General features: G+C 48.2%; 13 protein-coding genes and 1 pseudogene. 7 read left to right on the top strand and 7 right to left on the bottom strand.

Features of this window, described 5'->3' with window-relative positions:
- Positions 1 to 5 precede the first annotated feature (5 nt).
- The 4 genes and pseudogenes from QEZ41_RS02125 to QEZ41_RS02110 form a co-directional block, all read left to right on the top strand.
- The gene (locus tag QEZ41_RS02125; protein WP_289409731.1) at positions 6 to 926 is read left to right on the top strand and encodes a COG2958 family protein; all 921 of its coding nucleotides are present in this window, start codon (positions 6 to 8) and stop codon (positions 924 to 926) included.
- 12 nt (positions 927 to 938) lie between these two features.
- Positions 939 to 3,014, top strand: coding sequence for an RNA/DNA-binding domain-containing protein (locus tag QEZ41_RS02120; protein ID WP_289409730.1), 2,076 nt, complete (start codon positions 939 to 941; stop codon positions 3,012 to 3,014).
- Positions 3,015 to 3,017: 3 nt separating this feature from the next.
- Positions 3,018 to 6,173: a type I restriction endonuclease subunit R gene (locus QEZ41_RS02115; protein ID WP_289409728.1), complete on the top strand. Its 3,156-nt coding sequence runs from the start codon at positions 3,018 to 3,020 to the stop codon at positions 6,171 to 6,173.
- 347 nt (positions 6,174 to 6,520) lie between these two features.
- Positions 6,521 to 6,892: pseudogene (locus QEZ41_RS02110) on the top strand (transposase); the annotation flags it as partial.
- A gap of 103 nt (positions 6,893 to 6,995) precedes the next feature.
- On the opposite strand, the gene acnB reads toward QEZ41_RS02110, so the two are convergent.
- Together acnB and QEZ41_RS02100 are read right to left on the bottom strand one after the other, a co-directional pair.
- Entirely contained in the window at positions 6,996 to 9,599 is a 2,604-nt protein-coding gene (gene acnB, locus QEZ41_RS02105; protein WP_289409942.1) for a bifunctional aconitate hydratase 2/2-methylisocitrate dehydratase, read from the bottom strand.
- A 319-nt stretch (positions 9,600 to 9,918) separates the two neighbouring features.
- Positions 9,919 to 10,779 (bottom strand): universal stress protein, encoded by an 861-nt coding sequence (locus QEZ41_RS02100; RefSeq protein WP_289409727.1) that lies wholly within the window; start codon positions 10,777 to 10,779, stop codon positions 9,919 to 9,921.
- A 128-nt stretch (positions 10,780 to 10,907) separates the two neighbouring features.
- Here QEZ41_RS02100 and QEZ41_RS02095 point away from each other — a divergent pair, with 128 nt between their 5' ends.
- On the top strand, positions 10,908 to 11,507 hold the full coding sequence (locus tag QEZ41_RS02095; protein WP_289409726.1) for a MiaE family protein: 600 nt from the start codon (positions 10,908 to 10,910) through the stop codon (positions 11,505 to 11,507).
- Between the two features lie 64 nt (positions 11,508 to 11,571).
- On the opposite strand, the gene QEZ41_RS02090 is transcribed toward QEZ41_RS02095, so the two are convergent.
- Positions 11,572 to 13,218 (bottom strand): methyl-accepting chemotaxis protein, encoded by a 1,647-nt coding sequence (locus QEZ41_RS02090; RefSeq protein WP_289409725.1) that lies wholly within the window; start codon positions 13,216 to 13,218, stop codon positions 11,572 to 11,574.
- A gap of 454 nt (positions 13,219 to 13,672) precedes the next feature.
- On the opposite strand from QEZ41_RS02090, the gene QEZ41_RS02085 reads away from it, so the two are divergent.
- The gene (locus QEZ41_RS02085) at positions 13,673 to 14,329 is read left to right on the top strand and encodes a class I SAM-dependent methyltransferase (protein WP_289409724.1); all 657 of its coding nucleotides are present in this window, start codon (positions 13,673 to 13,675) and stop codon (positions 14,327 to 14,329) included.
- Positions 14,330 to 14,646: 317 nt separating this feature from the next.
- Positions 14,647 to 16,194 (top strand): bifunctional peptide-methionine (S)-S-oxide reductase MsrA/peptide-methionine (R)-S-oxide reductase MsrB, encoded by a 1,548-nt coding sequence (msrAB, locus tag QEZ41_RS02080; RefSeq protein WP_289409723.1) that lies wholly within the window; start codon positions 14,647 to 14,649, stop codon positions 16,192 to 16,194.
- 366 nt (positions 16,195 to 16,560) lie between these two features.
- On the opposite strand, the gene QEZ41_RS02075 is transcribed toward msrAB, so the two are convergent.
- The 4 genes from QEZ41_RS02075 to QEZ41_RS02060 all read right to left on the bottom strand — a co-directional run.
- Positions 16,561 to 17,529 (bottom strand): sulfate/molybdate ABC transporter ATP-binding protein, encoded by a 969-nt coding sequence (locus QEZ41_RS02075; RefSeq protein WP_289409722.1) that lies wholly within the window; start codon positions 17,527 to 17,529, stop codon positions 16,561 to 16,563.
- A 19-nt stretch (positions 17,530 to 17,548) separates the two neighbouring features.
- The gene (cysW, locus tag QEZ41_RS02070; protein WP_289409721.1) at positions 17,549 to 18,376 is read right to left on the bottom strand and encodes a sulfate ABC transporter permease subunit CysW; all 828 of its coding nucleotides are present in this window, start codon (positions 18,374 to 18,376) and stop codon (positions 17,549 to 17,551) included.
- Positions 18,377 to 18,434: 58 nt separating this feature from the next.
- Entirely contained in the window at positions 18,435 to 19,253 is an 819-nt protein-coding gene (gene cysT / locus QEZ41_RS02065) for a sulfate ABC transporter permease subunit CysT (RefSeq protein WP_289409720.1), read from the bottom strand.
- A 58-nt stretch (positions 19,254 to 19,311) separates the two neighbouring features.
- The coding region (locus tag QEZ41_RS02060; protein ID WP_289409719.1) for a hypothetical protein at positions 19,312 to 19,513 on the bottom strand (202 nt) is incomplete at its 5' end.

Raw genomic sequence — 19,513 nt, 5'->3', positions numbered from 1 at the left:
ATATAATGAACAAAACCCGTGTAGAAATGATTATCGAAACCCTGCGTGCTAACCCAAGTAGCAAGTTTACTGCGCGGGAGTTGGCCGCTGAGTTTATTGAGCGTTATCCAGCGGAAATGGCTGAAAAGCAGAGCAACCCACGTTACGACACTAAAGAAAAATTACTGACCCAGTTGGCGGCAGAAATTGGTGGTGAGCGTACAGAGGCTGCAAAAAGTCGTTGCCCCAATGTGGTTACCCAAGATAAACCAAGACCAAGGCTGTATTACTGGGATGCAAACCCAAAGCAAACAGCAGCAGAAGAAAGCGCATTGGAAGAGGTGGAGTTGCCCACACCAGCGCAAACTTACAGTGAGCAAGAGCTGTATCCCTTGCTGATTGAGTTTCTGCATAAAGAATATGGCCTTTACTGCCAACGGATTGATGAAAAGACGTCTAAAAACAGCCATGGCAACGGTGGTAATCATTGGTTGCATCCAGACGTTGTCGCCTTAGAGCCGCTTGACCAGTATTGGGATGCGGTAGTGAAAGACTGCGTGCGCTACGGTAATGACAGCTCGGTGCGCTTGTGGTCGTTTGAGGTGAAAAAGCAGCTGACCAAAGGCAACGTGCGGCAGTGCTTCTTCCAAGCTGTTTCTAATTCCACCTGGGCAAGCTTTGGTTACTTGGTCGCTACTGGTTTGAGCAATGACGTTGAGCCAGAGCTGCAAATGCTCGCTAGCTTGCATGGTATCGGCGTACTGCTATTAAATATTGAGTCTTTATTCGACAGCCAAATATTGATCCCCGCACGTGAGCGCACCAATATTGATTGGCAGTCGGTGAATCGTATTGTCAGTGAAAACACCGACTTCCATCGTTTTATTGAGCAGGTGGGTATTTATAGCCAAACAGGGCGCTTGGTAAAAAGCGTGTGGAATAAATAACAAGGAAAAGGCATGACTCATAAAGTTGAAGCTGCGAATGTTAATGAATGGCTGGCGGGTTTATCTGAATCGTCTGAACTGGAGTGCAAGCTGGCTGCTGGGCGCGACGGTAAAGGTGCAGTGCCACAAGCTTTATGGGAAACCTATAGTGCGTTTGCTAATACCCATGGTGGCGTTATTTTGCTGGGTATCAAAGAAAAACCACGAGGTCGCTTTATTGTTGAGGGTGTTCAAGACACTGAAAAGGTCATCATGGACTTATTTAACACCTTAAATAATCCAAGCAAAGTGAGTGTTAATTTAATTTGTGACTCTGACGTTGAAGTGCTGGATATCGATGGTCAGTCAGTTATAAAAATTACCGTCCCGAAAGCATCGCGTAAGCAGAAACCTGTCTACTTGGGTGGTAACCCTTTAGGTAAGCATACTTATCGACGTTTGCATGAGGGTGATCGTCCTTGTGATGATGAATCAGTTAAACGCATGTTGGCAGAGCAAATAGAAGAAGAGCGAGATAGTAAAATTTTGTCGGGGTTTACTTGGGATGATATAGATCCACAGAGCTTTTCTATCTACCGGCAGATGCTCAAAGACACTAAGCCTAATCACCCCTTTCTTGAGTTTGATGACTTTGGCCTGCTTAAAAAAATCAAAGGTTGGCGTAAAGATCGTCAGACAGGCGAAGAAGGCTTAACGCTAGCGGGCTTGCTGATGTTTGGTCATTGGGATGCTATTCAGGAAGCAGCACCACATTATTTTGTCGATTACCAAGAACGGCCTGAAGCAAAAGCTGAGTTACGCTGGATTGACCGTTTAGTTCCAGATGGCACTTGGTCAGGTAATCTGTTTGATTTTTATCGGATTGTCTATCGCAAACTGACCAATCCGGACAGCCTAAAAGTCCCGTTTTTGCTTAAAGCGGGTCAGCGTCAAGATGACACCCCTATACACGAAGCGATTCGTGAGGCGCTCGTCAACACGTTGGTACATGCCGACTACTCAGGCCGTGTTTCAGTGCTGGTAGTAAAAAGACCAGACATGTTTGGTTTTCGTAATCCAGGTGATATGCGTATTCCGCTTGATAGAGCAGTACAAGGCGGAGAATCAGATTGCCGTAATAGGATCATGCATCAGATGTTTTTGATGATTGGTCTAGGTGAAAGAGCAGGCTCTGGTATTCCAAAAATCTACAGCGGCTGGAATTGGCAGCACTGGCGTCGGCCGGCACTGTATGAGATTGATGAACCGCCTCAAACTCTTCTTGAGCTCAGAATGCTTGAATTAATGCCGGAAGAAATCCAGCAGCAATTACAAGAGCGATTCGGCGATGATTATAGTGCCTTGCCGAGGTTGGAACGTTTGATTCTGGCAACAGCAGCGATAGAACAAGTGGTTTCGCACTCACGTATTGCAGAAATATCAACTGAACATAGCTTTGACATTACTCAGGCGCTGCAGTCATTGGTCAAAAAAGATATGTTGAAACTCAAGGGGCATGGGCGAGGTGCTTTCTATCATTTAGCAGGTGCAAGCTTGCCAACACCCGCAGATGTTTTTGGGGCTGCATTGACACCATTTCCAGAGCTGCCTGTGGACTCCGATGATTTGACGTTGAGCTCCGATGATTTAGCCGTGCGCTCCGATGATTTGCCAGCCAGCTCCGATGATTTGGAGACGTGCTCCGATGATATAACGGGAGAGCTAGACGATTATGGACGCTGGCTATCTAGTGCGCTAATTGCTCCTGCTATTCATGATCTTGAAGTGCTAGAGCCTGAGTTTCGTTCACAGCTAGAAGATATCGCTTATGAGCCGCTACATAAGGGTAAAGTCAGTAAAGAAGTGATGCGTCGTGTGATTTTGCAGTTATGTACTGGACAGTTTGTTACTCGAGCCTGTCTTGCTCAGCTTGTAGATCGGACTCCTGACGCTTTGCGACAGCAATATCTGAGTATGATGGTTAGAGAGAAAAAACTGAGTTTAGCTTTCCCTCAAAATCCAAACGATAATCGGCAAGCCTATATTGCTACGACTTCGTTGCATGAGTTAGCAACGCAGAAACAATCTCTGATTAATTCAAAGGAATGATTCATGACTGAAGATCAACTGGAACAGCTTTGCCTTGAATGGTTTGCTGAAGGCGGCTGGGAAATCACTAGCGGCCCTGATATTGCCCATGATGGCCCAGCGCCGGAGCGAGCCAACTACCGACAGGTATTGCTGCTGGGTGATCTTGAAAGAGCGCTGCGCCATATCAATCCGCATTTGCCGGATACAGCAGTTGAGCAAGCTGTGGCTATCGTTGCTAAGCCTGAGAGCTTAGACACCATAGTCAGTAATCGCGGCTTTCATCGACTGCTGTTGGATGGCGTGCCAGTTGAGTACAAGCGTGATGATGAAGTCATCCATGATCATGCGTTTCTGATTGATTTTACCGATCTTAAAGCCAACCGTTTTCGCGCCATCAATCAGTTCACTATCGAGGGCAGCAAGCAACTGCGCCGCCCTGACATCATCTGCTTTATTAATGGTTTGCCATTAGCGGTGCTGGAGCTGAAAAGCCCTACTGCTGAAAACGTTGATATTTGGGATGCCTTTAATCAGATCCAAACTTACAAAGATGAAGTCCCAGACCTGTTTGCCTATAACCAAGCGGTTGTCGTCAGTGATGGCTACAACGCCCGCGTGGGCTCGTTGACGGCCAATCAGGAGCGCTTTATGCCTTGGCGTACGATTAAGCACGAGGACGATAAGCCGTTATTAGACTGGCAATTGGAAACCATGGTGCGTGGTTTTTTTGATCGAGAGTTATTCCTTGATTACCTGCGCTACTTTGTCATCTTTGAGACTGACTCTGACAAGCTGATTAAGAAAATTGCCGGTTATCATCAGTTTCATGCGGTACGTGAAGCGGTTAAGGCCACGGTGATTGCCTCGCAAGATCCTGGGCAGTTTTTCCAAGCTGAGAAGCGCGCACGTTACGCCGACGAAGTCGTGCCGGGCAGTAAAAAAGCCGGAGTGGTTTGGCATACGCAGGGTTCGGGTAAAAGTATTTCGATGGTGTGTTACGCAGGCAAGTTACTCCAGCAACCAGAAATGAATAATCCAACCCTGGTGGTGGTAACTGACCGCAACGACCTGGATGGGCAGCTATTTGGAACCTTTAGCGCAGCAAAGGAGTTGCTTAAGCAAGACCCAGCACAGGCTGACGACCGTGATGCTTTGCGTGCCATGCTCGCCGAGCGTGAATCTGGCGGCATTATCTTTACCACCGTGCAGAAATTTGCTTTGCTGACGGGCGAGAAGGCTCATCCCATCTTGAACGACCGCCATAATATCGTGGTGATCTCTGATGAGGCTCACCGCAGTCAATACGGCCTGAAAGCCACGCTTAAAGCCGATGGCAGCTATAAGTTTGGCTACGCCAAGCACATGCGTGATGCGTTACCCAATGCGGCCTTTATTGGTTTTACCGGCACACCAATTGCCAACGAAGACAAAGATACGCGTGCAGTATTTGGTGATTACGTCTCCATCTATGACATTCAAGATGCGGTCGACGATGGTGCCACCGTACCGATCTACTATGAGTCGCGACTAGCCAAGCTCGATATCAACCGTGATCTGATTGATGAGCTGTCTGATCAGGTTGAAGACGTGGTCGAGGACGAAGAGGATATTGGGCAACGCGAGAAAACCAAGGGCGAGTGGAGTCGCTTAGAAAAACTGGTGGGCTCAGGGCCGCGCTTAAAGCAGGTTGCTGCCGACCTGATTGAGCACTTTGAAACCCGCTCGGCGCTGATCGAAGGCAAAGCCATGATCGTGGCCATGAGCCGTGATATTTGCGCACAGCTGTATAACGAAATCGTCGCGCTGCGGCCCGAATGGCATGACACAGACCCGGAAAAAGGCGCGATCAAGGTGGTGATGACCGGCTCGGCAGCTGATAAAAAACTACTGCAACCGCATATTCATAACAAACAAACGAAGAAGCGTCTTGAAAAACGCTTTAAGGATATTAACGATCCGCTCAAGTTGGTGATTGTGCGCGATATGTGGTTGACGGGTTTTGATGCGCCTGCGTGTCATACCATGTATGTCGATAAGCCCATGAAAGGCCATAACCTGATGCAGGCCATTGCACGGGTGAATCGCGTGTTCAAAAACAAACCGGGCGGTTTGGTGGTGGATTATATCGGGATCGCTAACGAGCTGAAGCAAGCGCTGAAAACCTATGCCGATGCCAAAGGCCGTGGCGAGCCGACCCACAGTACCGAAGAGGCTTACGCCATTCTGCTGGAAAAGCTGGATGTTATTCATGGCATGTTTGCCAAGACACCGCAAAGCCCAGGCTTTGATTACAGCAACTTTGCCACCGATGCGATGAAGCTGTTGGTGCCCGCCGCCAACTACATTCTTGGGTTGGAAGACGGCAAAAAACGCTTCTTGGATACCGTCTTAGCGATGAGTAAGGCCTATTCGCTATGCAGCACCATGGATGAGGCGAGTGCTTATCATAAAGAAATCGCTTTTCTGTCTGCAGTTAAAGCAGCCATTACTAAGCACACCAGTGTTGATCGAAAACTTACCCAAGAAGAAAAGAACTCCACGCTCAAGCAGATACTCGATAATGCGGTGATTGCTGAAGGCGTGACTGATGTTTTTGCGCTATGCGGCCTAGACAAGCCCAATATTGGTTTGTTGTCGGATGAGTTTCTGGAAGATGTGCGGCAGATGCCTTACAAAAACTTTGCCGTTGAGCTGTTAGAAAAACTGCTGAAAGACAACATCAAAGCTAAGACCCGTAATAACGTTGTGCAAGAGAAGAAGTACAGTGATCGCTTGCAGGAAACCTTACGCCGTTATAACAACCGTGGTATCGAAACGGCGCAAGTGATCGAAGAACTGATCGCCATGGCGAAACAGTTTCAGGCCGACCTAGCACGAGAAGCCGAGCTTGGGCTCAATCCTGATGAGGTCGCCTTCTATGACGCGCTGGCCAATAACGAAAGCGCGGTGCGTGAGTTGGGCGATGAAATCCTCAAGAAAATTGCCGTTGAAATCACCGATAAGCTAAGGGCATCGACCACAGTGGATTGGCAGGTGCGCGAAAGCGTTAGGGCTAAACTACGCATACTGGTACGCCGGACTTTACAGCGTTATAAGTACCCGCCAGATCAAGCGACTGAGGCGGTTGAGTTGATTTTGCAACAGGCTGAAGTGTTGTCGAATTCGTGGAGTCAGTAAGGTGGCTCTTCGCATTTAAGGGCGCTGACCATTAGGGTAATCTGGCTCTTCGCATTTAAGGGTGTAGAAAAAATCTGGCCAGCTGGAAAAAATGTCGGGGAACTTGGAAAATGTAAGCTCCCACAAGAGCTGTGCCAAGCAACCGGCTGCGTGCAAACCGCTTTACTGCGGGACTGCGGGACTGTGTGACTGTGGGAGCGCATCTTATGCGCAAAGGTTAGAGCAAGGCACCCTGTGGGAGCGCATCTTATGCGCGATGAGAACCCTGCCGAGCTTAGCTGCTCATATAGCTCGCCCCTTTAGGGCGACATGTCAGCCTAAAGGCGTGACCTACAAGGACAACCACCCATAAAAAGCAACTGTTTCAGCTATTTGCAGATGAGCACCACCTTGAAGCGGATTGCACCTGGAGTATGTAACAACGGGTGGTCAGCGCCTATAACGAGCCGGATCGAAGGCTTGGTAAAAAACTCATGCAAGTGGTTATAAATATCATTACAGCTAGCCACTTGTCCAAAGCACTCGCCGAGGTAAAAGCCTTGGGGAAAACGCTGCAAAAATACGCCCAGAGCGGCCTTACCTACTTCGACCGACCAGGAACCAGCAACGGACGACTTGAGCACTTGCGTGGCACGGCTCTGGGCTTTAGAAATTTAGCCTACTACATAGCCAGATGCTTGCTGAAGTTAGGAGGGTTTAGAAATCAGCCACGCCCTTAAATGCGAAGGGCCGGTAATCTTTGATAAGCGGGTGAGCAGTGGTATTTGATTATTGAAAAAAAATGCCCCGCTTGTGGCGGGGCACTCTTGTTAGCTAGTCTACTTAAACAGTAGGTAGCTCAGCTTTGGCAGCGGCTTCTTGGTAGTTGGCCATCTGGTCAAAGTTTAGGTAGCGATACACTTCGCCAGCCATGCTGTCGAGGTTTTTCGCATATTCTTGATACTCTTCCACGGTTGGCAGTTTGCCAAGGATAGCGGATACCGATGCTAACTCAGCTGATGCTAAGAACACGTCGGTGTTATCACCTAAACGGTTCGGGAAGTTACGTGTAGAAGTAGAAACTACAGTCGCGCCAGTCTCAACGCGGGCTTGGTTACCCATACACAGTGAGCAGCCTGGAATTTCTAGACGCGCACCGGCTTTTTCGTAGATGTCGTAGTAACCTTCTTCGGTCAACTGGTACTGATCCATACGCGTTGGTGGTGCTAACCACAGGCGTGTTGGCATTTTTCCTTCAACTTTCTGTAGCATCTTACCCGCAGCGCGGAAGTGACCAATGTTGGTCATGCACGAACCAATGAACACTTCATCAATTTTGCGACCTTGGACTTCAGACAGCAAACGCGCATCGTCTGGGTCGTTAGGTGCACAAAGAATTGGCTCGTTGATCTCGGACATATCGATTTCGATCACAGCAGCGTATTCCGCATCAGCGTCAGCCGCCATTAATTCAGGCTTAGCTAACCATGCTTCCATCGCCTGTGCACGACGCTCAATTGAACGCGCATCACCGTAACCTTCGCTGATCATCCAGCGCAGCATAGTGATGTTTGAGCGCAGGTACTCAGCGATGACATCTTCTGGCAACTTAATGGTGCAACCTGCTGCAGAACGCTCAGCAGAGGCGTCAGACAACTCAAATGCTTGCTCAACGGTTAGGTTGTCCAAGCCTTCGATTTCAAGAATACGGCCAGAGAAAATGTTCTTCTTGCCTTTTTTCTCAACAGTCAACAAGCCTTCTTGGATCGCGTAGTAAGGGATCGCATGCACCAGGTCGCGCAAAGTGATACCTGGGTTCATTTTACCTTTAAAGCGAACCAGTACTGACTCAGGCATATCCAGTGGCATTACACCTGTAGCGGCGGCGAAAGCAACCAGACCAGAACCTGCTGGGAAAGAGATACCAATTGGGAAACGGGTATGAGAGTCACCACCGGTACCAACAGTGTCAGGCAACAACATACGGTTCAACCAGCTGTGGATGATACCGTCGCCTGGGCGCAGTGAAACACCGCCGCGGTTCATGATGAAGTCAGGCAGAGTGTGGTGCGTGATTTCGTCAATTGGTTTTGGGTAGGCCGCAGTGTGGCAGAACGACTGCATTACCAAGTCTGCAGAGAAGCCCAAGCACGCTAAGTCTTTCAGCTCATCACGGGTCATAGGACCAGTGGTATCTTGCGAACCCACAGTGGTCATTTTTGGCTCACAGTAAGTGCCAGGGCGTACGCCTTGACCTTCTGCTAAACCACAAGCGCGACCGACCATTTTTTGCGCTAAGGTGAAGCCTTTGCCGCTGTCAGCCGGTGCAACTGGTTTTTTGAACAAATCGGTTGGGCCCATGCCGAGTTCAGCACGTGCTTTTTCAGTCAAGCCGCGACCAATGATCAATGGAATACGGCCACCGGCACGCACTTCATCAAGCAAAACGTCAGTTTTCAGTTCAAAAGTGGTAACGAGCTCGTCAGAACCGTGACGGCGTACTTCACCTTTGTATGGGTAAACGTCAATCACGTCGCCCATGTTTAGGTTGGTGCAATCAAATTCGATTGGCAGTGCGCCAGCATCTTCCATGGTGTTGTAGAAGATTGGAGCAATTTTAGTACCAAAGCAGAAACCGCCTGCGCGCTTGTTCGGTACGTTCGGAATATCGTCACCGAAGAACCACAATACAGAGTTAGTGGCTGATTTACGTGAAGAACCCGTACCTACAACGTCACCCACATAAGCAACAGGGAAACCTTTAGCTTTCAGCGCTTCCATTTGCTTGATTGGGCCCACGGAGCCTGGAACGTCTGGCTTAATACCATCGCGCTCCATTTTCAGCATCGCTAATGCGTGCAATGGGATGTCAGGACGTGACCATGCATCTGGAGCAGGTGACAGGTCGTCAGTGTTGGTTTCGCCAGTGACTTTGAACACGCTTAAGGTGATTTTTTCTTCTAGTGCTGGGCGTGATTTGAACCACTCGCCGTCAGCCCATGATTGCATAACAGCTTTAGCGTTGGCATTGCCTGCTTTAGCTTTTTCAGCAACGTCGTGGAACGCATCAAACATCAGTAGAGTGTGCTTGAGCTCAGCAGCAGCTAAAGGTGCTAACTCGGCGTCATCTAAAAGAGCAACCAATGTTTCAATGTTGTAGCCACCTTGCATGGTGCCTAACAATTTAACAGCGTGTGCTTTATCAATCAGTGGTGAAGTGGTTTCACCTTTGGCTATGGCTGATAGGAAGCCAGCTTTAACATAAGCCGCTTCGTCAACGCCAGCAGGTACGCGGTTGGTGATGAGGTCGAGCAGGAATTCTTCTTCGCCTGCTGGTGGGGTTTTCAAGAGCTCAACTAAACCAGAGGTTTGTTCAGCGGTTAGCGGCTGAGGCACGATACCTTGTGCAGCACGCTCTTCAACATGTTTACGATAGGCTTCAAGCACAGTTTTTACCCTCATTAATGGCCCTGATAACTATATTTTAGGGCGCTTTTATAGAAGCTGTTTTCAAAATATTCTAGGCGTTTAGGCTTATATTTTAGAGAGTAAACAAGGTTGTTTACTTCAAATTAACTTTGAAAACAGCTTCAAAGTGGGACATATAAACCTAAAAAAGGCGCGCACTATTCTAAGGGAGAATACCTTTAAAGTTAAGAGGCAGAGCAAATAACTTTAATTTTACTCGCTAGACCAAAGGCTAGCAGGCGGTTTGCGACCATGCGAGCGATTTGCCCACACCCTTAAAATAAGCAACTCGTACGAGCTATTTTTGCAGCAGGCTTTCCAAGTGCTCCGCCACATTTTGTGGTTTGACTACGATAACGTCTGTTTCTACAGCGTCCAAAACGGCCTCGGCGGTATTGCCAATTAAAGCGCCCGATAAACCAGTGCGGGCCACCGTGCCAATGATGGTGACTACAGCATCGAGTTCTTTGGCCATTTTAGGAATTAACACATCGGCTGGACCTTCTTTGATGTGCATCTGTTCGTTACTAAGCTCAAACTCTTTTACAAAGGCAGCGGCCTGTTCACGGTAGCGGGCTTCAATGGTCTCGCGTAGCTGGAAGGTTGGGTCGGCTGCTGAGAGCATGGGCGCAGGGTGTGCAGTGAAAACGTGTAGCTGGGCATGTGCAATCGCCGCTACGGCAAAGGCGTTTTCGATAAGGCTGGTGTGTAGCGCGCGGTGTTCAGCGCCACTATTGCCCACATCAACGGCCGCCAAGATATTGCCTTCACTCCAAGGACGATTGGTTTTGGCAATCAAAACGGGGCAAGGGCAATAGCGTAAAAGCTTCCAGTCATCTGGGGTTAATAGTGCGCGCTTGAGAGGGTTTTCCGGAAAGTGTTGTTTAACTACTAAACCGCAGCTCTTTTCTTGCTGCACTTGGATGATGGTTTCGTGATAGCTGTTACTCCAAGCTTGCTCGGTGCTTACGCTATAGCCTTCATCAACCAGCTGGCGTGCTGTATCGGTTAACAAATCAGCGTATTGACCCTGCTTGTCGCATACCAGTAGATGTAGATGTGATTTGGTGACACTGGCAATGAGCTTGGCGCGTTTCAAAGCCAATTGCTCAGGCTGCTTAGGTGTGACCACGACTAGAATGCTGCCGACTTCCTGCATAAAAAATACTCCCGCGATTTGAATTATTTTAGTATAGCGTTTTATTTGTGTTGGCGGTGATTCCCGTCATCTGCCAAAGTTATTACCGTATATACTAGAGAGTATCACTTACTGTAAAGAACCCAACTATGCTTATTCCTGAAATCGAAGCTTTTTTGCTTTGTCCTACTGCACAGACTTGGATCGATCAAGCTTTGCAGCACCCAGAAGAATTATTGATTGACCATGCTAACTGTGAAAAGAAAGCAGCCGGCACAGCAGTTACTTTGATGTTTCGTTATGCGGAAAAAGAAGAGCTGCAACAAAAAATGTCGCGATTAGCGCGAGAAGAGCTGCGTCATTTTGAGCAGGTCACCGCTCTTATGAAAAAGCGTGGGATTAAATACCGCCAGATAACCGCCTCTGAATACGCCAAACGATTGCACCAACATATTCGCCGTCAAGAACCAGGTCGGCTTATTGATACTTTGATTATTGGTGCTTTTATTGAGGCGCGCTCGTGTGAGCGTTTCTATCGAATCTTGCCTTTTCTAGATGCTGAGCTTGAAAGGTTTTACCGTTCACTACTCAAAACCGAGGCGCGTCATTTTCAGGATTACCTGCAGCTAGCCCAGCAGTACAGCAAAGAACCTATCGGGGAGCGTGTTGCTTTTTTCGCTGAGCAAGAGCGTCTAGCGATTTGTGCGGATGATCGGGTGTTTAGATTTCACAGTGGTGTGGCGCAATAGGCTGTGGAATTTAAAACTGGCGTTTACATGGGGTAAGCGCCAGTTCAGTGCTGCTTTTAAAGCTTTAAGTTCTAAAGCGTCTTACCAAGTCTTGCAATGCAGTAGCTAGGCGGGCCACCTCTTGGCTTGCCTCGGTGGTTTGCAGTGCGCCATCAGTAGTTTCACTGGTTAAATCATTAATTGCAGTAATGGAACGCGTCATTTCTTCACTGACAGAGCTTTGTTCTTCCGCAGCGCTGGCAATCTGCGCGCTCATATCGTTAATAACAGCTACGGCTTGAATAATGGACTCAAGACTGGCTGTGCCTTTAACGGTTTGTTCTACACCTAGTTTTGCTTTACTGCGACCTGTTTCCATAGCAGTGAAGGCTTGATTCGCACTGGTTTGTAGGCGCGCAATCATGTCGTTAATTTCGCTGGTGGATTGCTGTGTGCGTGAGGCCAGGGTACGTACTTCATCGGCCACGACCGCAAAGCCTCGTCCTGCCTCGCCCGCGCGTGCAGCTTCAATAGCCGCGTTGAGTGCCAGCAGGTTGGTTTGGTCTGCAATACTGCGAATCACATCTAACACGCCGCCGATTTCGTCACTGTCTTTAACCAGTGTAGTAATAACGGTGGTGGCATGCTCAACGGCTTCAGCTAGAGACTCAATAACCTCAATGGTTTGCAGTGAAACCTGACGTGCCGTTGCAGCCTCACCATCGGCATGTTGCGCGGCTTCAGCGGCTTGACTGGCGCTGCGGGCAACCTCATGTGCCGTAGCATGCATTTCGTGCATTGCAGCAGCCACTTGGCTGACTTCGTTTTGTTGCTTACGCATACTTTGGCTGGTGTTTTCTGTTACGACAGAAGTTTCTTCACTGGCGGAAGCAAGCTGATTAGTAGCGCTATCAACGCCTCTTAATGCGGACTGCATTTGCTCGCCCATCTGGTTAAAAGAAACAGCAATGGTACGCAGCTCATCTTGCGCCTCGTAGTTAACGCGAACGGTGGTGTCACCTTCGGCCATCTGTGTGGTGGCAGTGCTAATTAATTTAACTGCTTGACGAATACTGCAAACCACGCGCTGGGTTAAAAACATGATGGTGGCGCCGCCCACTAAGAGCAAAGTCACAAACAACTGCAGAATTTTCTTATACTGCTGTTCGGCGTAGATATATTCTTGTTGCGCATCGCTAAGCAAGGATTGGGTGAGCTTGTTTATTTCCAGTGTTGCGGCAGTTACAGCAGGGTTTACCTGGGTTAGCAGCAACTCGTTTGCTTGGTAAAAGTTATGCCTAGCCATGAGTGTCAGGGATGAGTCAATAACTTGTTGCATGTTGGCTAGGTATTGATTGACTGTGCGCATGATTTCTTGCTCATTAGGATCAAGCGCGATAGCTTCAAGCTGCGTATTCAGTTGCTTGGTTTGGCTGCGAACTTCATTGATTGCGTCTGTGTGCATGCTAATAGGGTGGTTGTGCAGCTCTAAAAAGGCAGACTCGGGATCATGTTGCAGCATGAGCAACAGTTGAGTGCGTTCCGCTTCAATATTGGTTGCGATTTGGTTGACCAGACTAGTGGGGACCATATGTTCGCGGTAAACCCCATCTAGTGACTGGTTAATTTGGCCTATGCCTAGTAATGCCGCCAGGCCTAACACAATAAATAGGGCTAGAGCGACACACATCAGCAGTAGCATTCGAGCTTGTAAGGATAGTTTGTTTAACATGGCAGGTTCCAAATAAAAGTCAGTATGCTGAGGAGGTAATGCTGCTGGACGAGCAGTATTGCGCGTGTTTAATAATGCTTCGTGCGCCGTAACAAAGTTTGACACTTAAGCTGAGTATCGGACAGAAGCAGTCAGAGCGATGCAAGTTGCATGCCATATTTTGGTGCGTTTAGGTAGGCTGCGACAATAATTCGCAGTATCAAAATTGTAGCGCTTTTTATCCTGATTGCGCGGGGCTGTCAAGATAAAAGTTTTTAGAGTAATTAGCAGTGCGGCCAGTGCTTGATTATGGGTAGGTTTGACGCTGAGGTACGCCAGTCTGTACATCTGTGCTGGTTGTCAACTTGCAAAGGTAGCGTCACTGTAACTTGCATTAGCAGGTTGTTTTTATTTATAAGATAATATTCTAGAAGGAGAGTATATTAGAACCAGTAGTTATTTCTAAGGAGGGCTTATGCTGGGTTATGAAACACGGAAATTAGAGGTGCAGATCGGCGCTTTCAAAGGGCAGGTGCGTGCACTGAGCGATCATATGCAATTTGCTGATCCCAGTGGTAATGCAGAGCGTGCAGGCATATGTTCTGCAAGTTGGAGTTTATTTGGTCAGCTTTGGCCTGCGAGTTATGTGCTGGCTGGAGCGGTTAAGAAGATTGGTATTCAAGGACGGCGCATACTTGAGGTGGGTTGCGGCTTGGCCCTGCCGAGCTTGATTTTACAGTCGCGTGGTGCGGATATTACTGCTAGCGATTATCATCCGCTGACACAAACCTTTTTGGACTACAACACCCACTTGAATCACTTGCCTAATATTCCCTATTTGGATTTGCCTTGGGCAACCGGAGGTGCAGGTGTAGCGGGGTTTGATCTTATTGTGGGCAGCGATATTTTGTATGAGCCTAATCACGCCCAGTTGTTGGTAGGTCTTATAGAGCGCATTGCTAACCCGGTCTCTAAGGTGCTTATTAGCTGTCCCGGACGTGGGCACCGCAATAAATTTAGTCGCAGCATGGAAGGGCTCGGTTACCATTTAACCGAACAACGTGTGGCTTTTGAAGAAGATGAATTGGCGCCCTTTAAAGGTCGTTTGCTTTGCTACCAGCGCGAAGGCTAACAACAGTGTTAACTGGAGCCACTCACTAGGGCGCCGCATTAAAATGTTGCTAATACATCCCTGTAAGCCTTTGCTATCTGTATTAGGTGGCAGAGGCTTTTCTTTGTCTGTTCAGTGCCGGACGCTACCCAGCATTGAGCGTATGTCTGGTGAGTCTTTTAAGAATATGCAAAGGTAGGGTACAAATAAGTGTGACTGACTTGAACCTGCGCGTTGTTAGCGGCATCTAATCGGCATAGAGTACGGAGCATTGCATGTATAAAGGAATGCATGCTTTTTTGTTTTGCTGCGAGTATTTGAGTGTAGAGTTGGATTGTATGCATAAACACATAGGCTTGTATTGGGTGCGCGTGCTTGCGCTACTGATTTTGTTAACTGGTAGCGCGCAAGCGCAAGATATTATTGAGCATTTACGCACTTTGCCGAGTGCCGCAGGCGCAGCGCAGGTGCAGGTTGCTGAGGGTCGACCCACACTGATAAAACTGTGGGCGAGCTGGTGCCCGCTGTGCTTGGCGCAAATGGAAGAAACGCAAGAGTGGGCGGTGGCTTCTGATTTTGATGACATCAATTTAATCACTCTCGCATCACCTGGTGTGCTGGGGGAGCAAAAGACGGTAGCCTTTAATCAGTGGTATCAGGGATTGGATTACCCAGCGCTGCCCGTGTTGTTAGATGAGCAAGGCGTGCTGGTTAAATTTGGGCGCATTCAGGTGTATCCAAGTTGGCTGTTATTCGACGAACAAGGGCATTTGTTACGCTTGGTGCAAGGCAGTCTAGGTAAGCAGCAGGCTGTGGCTTTACTCGCCGACCCAACTATAGAGCTAGAGCAGCAGGCAGGTAGTTTGATCAAGCGACGCAACAAACAAGAGCCGGACAAGCAGGAGATAACTGATATGCAAACTAAAGACATTTATTTGGCGGGTGGTTGTTTTTGGGGGGTAGAAGCTTATTTTGAGCGCATCCAGGGAGTGGTGAACGCTGTATCAGGTTACGCCAATGGGCGTACTGAAAACCCTAGTTATAATGACGTTATCTACAAAAATACCGGCCATGCAGAAACGGTTAAGGTGACCTATGATCCGGCAAAGGTGAGCTTAACTGAGCTGTTGCAGCATTTTTTCCGCATTGTGAATCCTACTTCTCTGAATCAGCAGGGTAATGATCGTGGTACCCAGTACCGCAGTGGTGTTTATAGCAATGATAAACACGAGCAAGCGTTAATAGCCGCTGCACTGGTGCAATTGCAGCGTAAATACGAGGTGCCGGTCGTGATTGAAAACCTACCGTTAAAGCACTTTTATCCGGCGGAGGACTATCATCAGGATTATCTGGCTAACAATCCAAATGGATACTGCCATGTTGATTTGCGTTTGGCCGATGAGCCTTTGCCAGAGGCCGAGCTTGAACCAGCGTTTACTGCAGAGGATTACCAAAAACCAACGGCAGAAACGTTAAAGAGAATACTCACGCCAGCGCAGTATCAGATTACTCAGGAAAGCGGCACCGAGCGTGCTTATACCCATGAGTACGACAAGCTCTTTGCCCCGGGAATTTATGTGGATGTGGTCAGCGGTGAGCCTTTGTTTAGCTCGCGGGATAAATATAACGCGGGTTGCGGCTGGCCAAGTTTTAGTAGAGCCATAGATGAGCAACATATTACTAAGCAGGATGATTACGGTTTTAATATGCACCGTGTGGAAGTGCGTAGTCGCATGGCCGATTCACACCTAGGGCATTTATTCCCTGATGGTCCGCGTGATCAAGGGGGGTTACGCTACTGTATTAATGGTGACAGCCTGTTATTTATTCCGCTGGAGGAGATGCAGGCACGCGGTTATGGAGCCTGGATTGATAAGGTAAAGTAAGTGGAATTTACGGTGTTGTAAAAGTCATAATTGCAAGCTAAAAAAATATAAAAAAACCTTGATTTTTCTAATTTTACTAAGCGCTATAAATAAGTTGTGCACATACAGTGCAAAGTTAATAAATCACTTGAACTGAAAAGGATAAAGCAGAGTGTTTGTTATATTGACTTTGTTAAGTGCTTGAATTTGTTGGTTTTATTTGTGTTGGTCGAAAATTCATCAAATTGGCTCAAGGCTACATTAATGCTAGCTTAGCCAACTTTGCTGGCAGGTTGTTCACAGAGTTATCCACAGCTATTGTGGATGGTTTGCGCTAAGCCACGAGCTGTCGGTATTAGCGCATTTTTAACTTGAATTGCCGTTGTTTTAACTGGCGTTAGGCCTGAAAAATAAAGTCTGTCCGCGCTGTAATCCAATCAGGTTTATATTGTCGCGCACCACCTCAGCTTCAATGGGCTGCTCCTGTCCCGCGACCTTAAGGGTGACTCGGGTAATAGCGCCCAGGGGGCGAATATCACGCACAATACCGGCCTGTAATTCAGGGGCGGCTTGGCGTGATAACTCAACCTCGTGCGGGCGGAATTGAATCTGCTGATCATTTAATTGCAGTTGGTTGGAGTCACCTAAGAAGTGGTAAACAAACTCATTGGCTGGGTTTTCATAGACTTCAGCCGGTGTGCCGATTTGTTCTATCACGCCTTTATTCATCACTACGATACGATCTGCCACTTCCATGGCTTCCTCTTGGTCATGAGTAACAAAAACCGAAGTAAGATTAATTTCTTCGTGCAGGTTGGCCAGCCAGCGGCGCAGCTCTTTGCGCACCTTGGCATCCAACGCACCAAAGGGCTCATCCAGTAGTAGAATTTCAGGTTGCACAGCCAGCGCACGCGCCAGGGCAATACGCTGACGCTGCCCGCCTGACAGCTGCTCAGGGTAGCGATCAGCCAGCCAATCTAACTGCACCATTTGCAACAGTTCCATCACTTTGGTGCGAATGCCTGTTTCGCTTGGGCGCTGACGGCGTGGTTTCATGCGTAAACCAAAGGCAACGTTGTCAAACACAGTCATATGACGAAACAGTGCGTAATGCTGGAATACAAAACCCACGTTGCGCTTGCGCACGTCGCGCTTAGAGACATCATCGCCATTGAAAATAATATGCCCGCTGTCGGGCTTTTCTAGGCCAGCAATGATGCGCAGTAAAGTTGTTTTGCCGCAGCCAGAAGGGCCCAGAAGTGCTACCAGCTCGCCGGACTCAATGGCTAGGTTGATTTCATTTAGCGCCTTAAAGTCGCCAAAGGCTTTGTTAACATGTTGGACTTCGATGCTCATTGTGCTGCTCTCTATTAAATTATTTTTCTAAGCGTACTTGCGCCCACTGTTTCAGTATTAGCATCAGCAGTGCCATTACTAGCAAAACAGTCGCTACGCTAAAGGCTGCGACATGGTTGTATTCGTTATAAAGAATCTCGACATGCAGCGGCAGGGTGTTGGTAAAGCCACGAATGTGTCCAGATACCACCGACACGGCGCCAAATTCGCCCAGCGCCCGTGCTGTGCAGAGCACCACGCCGTAGGTTAAACCCCAGCGAATATTGGGCAGGGTGACATGCCAAAACATTTGCCAGCCTGAAGCGCCTAGTAAGCGCGCCGCTTCTTCTTCCTGCGTGCCTTGTTGTTGCATCAGAGGAATAAGTTCGCGCGCCACAAAGGGCACGGTAACAAACAAAGTGGCGAGCACAATGCCGGGGATGGCAAAAATGATTTGAATATCATGCTCAGCAAGCCAATCACCAAAAAAACCTTGTGCACCAAATAACAGGATGTACACCAAACCGGCGATAATGGGAGAAACAGAAAAAGGCAGATCAATGAGGGTTACCAGTAGGCTTTTACCGCGGAACTCATACTTACTGACGCACCAAGCGGCAGCCACACCAAACATCACATTTAACGGAACAGAAATACCTACGGCTATCAGTGTGAGTTTTAAGGCGGCGATAGCGTCTGCTTCTAACACGGCGGTGAAGAAACTGGCATAGCCTTGTTGGATGGCCTCGCTGAGTACGACATAAAGCGGTAGAACTAAAAACAGCACAAACACCAACCATGCACAGCCAATCAGTGTCAGCGCGCCGAGGTTTCGTTGTCGTGTTGTCGATAAAACGAGAGTGGACATGGGGTTATTCCTGTTACCAAAAATAAAAACTAAAAGAAACTGTCTACGCAATCCGGGGTTAATGCTTGATCAAATAGCGTTGCAGCAGGTTAATCAGCAATAAAAACACAAAGGACACGACCAGCATCATTACGCCAATGGCTGTGGCGCCTAAATAGTCATACTGGTCCAGTTTCACCATGATTAAAAAAGGCAGGATTTCAGTTTTGCCAGGCATATTTCCGGCAATGAAAATTACCGAGCCGTACTCACCCACGGCACGGGCAAAGGCCAAGGTGAAGCCGGTTAACCAAGCCGGCAGCAAAGCAGGAATCAGTACGTGACGCAGTACCTGAAACGAGTTAGCCCCTAAGCAGGTGGCCGCCTCTTCAAGTTCACGCGGAATATCTTCTAAAACGGGTTGAATGGTGCGCACGACAAAAGGCAGGGTGACAAAGGTCAGGGCCAAGACAATACCCAGTGGCGTAAAGGCAACCTTGATGCCTAGCTCGTTGGCGTACTGGCCCAGCAGTCCTTTGGGTGCATAAAGGGTTGTTAACGCAATGCCCGCCACAGCGGTGGGCAGTGCAAAAGGTAAGTCAATTAACGCATCAATAATTTTGCGTCCAGGAAAGCGGTAACGCACTATCACCCACGCCAGCAAAGTGCCAATAACACCGTTTACTAAAGCAGCCACTAGTGCAGTGCCAAAGCTTAGTTTTAACGCTGAGACGACCTGAGGCGCGCTGATAATCTGATAAAAATCCTGCCAGCTTAGTTGCGCGGCATACACCAGCATTCCCGCCAATGGAATCAGTACGATCAAGCTTAAATAAATCAGGGTGTAACCCAGTGTGAGGTTAAAACCAGGTATGACCGGAGAGACAGTGCGTGCCATAAAGGTGCCTTGTAGCAATGATTAACTGCCGGCTATCTTAGGTTGTTCCCGATATTCTTTAAAATACTAATTGGCAATCTATATATATGAATAAAGAATAAGCGGGCCGATCGAAATGTTTTTGCTCAATAATTAAGAAAATCTGTAGCTTTAGGTCATTTTTTGACCAAAATGCGCGACAAGCCCGTACTTTTAGTGCGGGGAAGGATAGCGCTGGAAGGCTGTAGCCTTCCTTAATGGGGTCGGGTTTGCTGCTCGAT

Origin of the sequence: Thiopseudomonas acetoxidans (assembly GCF_030362935.1) — a bacterium.
Taxonomy (GTDB): domain Bacteria; phylum Pseudomonadota; class Gammaproteobacteria; order Pseudomonadales; family Pseudomonadaceae; genus Thiopseudomonas; species Thiopseudomonas acetoxidans.
The sequence above is the reverse complement of the archived record's forward strand: the minus strand, read 5'-3'. Positions and strand labels throughout refer to the sequence as shown.

What these genes read in the sequence shown, in the direction of transcription:
- QEZ41_RS02125 (WP_289409731.1), top strand. Translation starts at nt 6, where the DNA reads ATGAACAAAACCCGTGTAGAAATGATTATCGAAACCCTGCGTGCTAAC.
- msrAB (WP_289409723.1), top strand. Translation starts at nt 14,647, where the DNA reads ATGCATAAACACATAGGCTTGTATTGGGTGCGCGTGCTTGCGCTACTG.
- QEZ41_RS02090 (WP_289409725.1), bottom strand. Translation starts at nt 13,218, where the DNA reads ATGTTAAACAAACTATCCTTACAAGCTCGAATGCTACTGCTGATGTGT.
- QEZ41_RS02085 (WP_289409724.1), top strand. Translation starts at nt 13,673, where the DNA reads ATGCTGGGTTATGAAACACGGAAATTAGAGGTGCAGATCGGCGCTTTC.
- QEZ41_RS02120 (WP_289409730.1), top strand. Translation starts at nt 939, where the DNA reads ATGACTCATAAAGTTGAAGCTGCGAATGTTAATGAATGGCTGGCGGGT.
- QEZ41_RS02100 (WP_289409727.1), bottom strand. Translation starts at nt 10,779, where the DNA reads ATGCAGGAAGTCGGCAGCATTCTAGTCGTGGTCACACCTAAGCAGCCT.
- QEZ41_RS02075 (WP_289409722.1), bottom strand. Translation starts at nt 17,529, where the DNA reads ATGAGCATCGAAGTCCAACATGTTAACAAAGCCTTTGGCGACTTTAAG.
- cysT (WP_289409720.1), bottom strand. Translation starts at nt 19,253, where the DNA reads ATGGCACGCACTGTCTCTCCGGTCATACCTGGTTTTAACCTCACACTG.
- QEZ41_RS02115 (WP_289409728.1), top strand. Translation starts at nt 3,018, where the DNA reads ATGACTGAAGATCAACTGGAACAGCTTTGCCTTGAATGGTTTGCTGAA.
- cysW (WP_289409721.1), bottom strand. Translation starts at nt 18,376, where the DNA reads ATGTCCACTCTCGTTTTATCGACAACACGACAACGAAACCTCGGCGCG.
- QEZ41_RS02095 (WP_289409726.1), top strand. Translation starts at nt 10,908, where the DNA reads ATGCTTATTCCTGAAATCGAAGCTTTTTTGCTTTGTCCTACTGCACAG.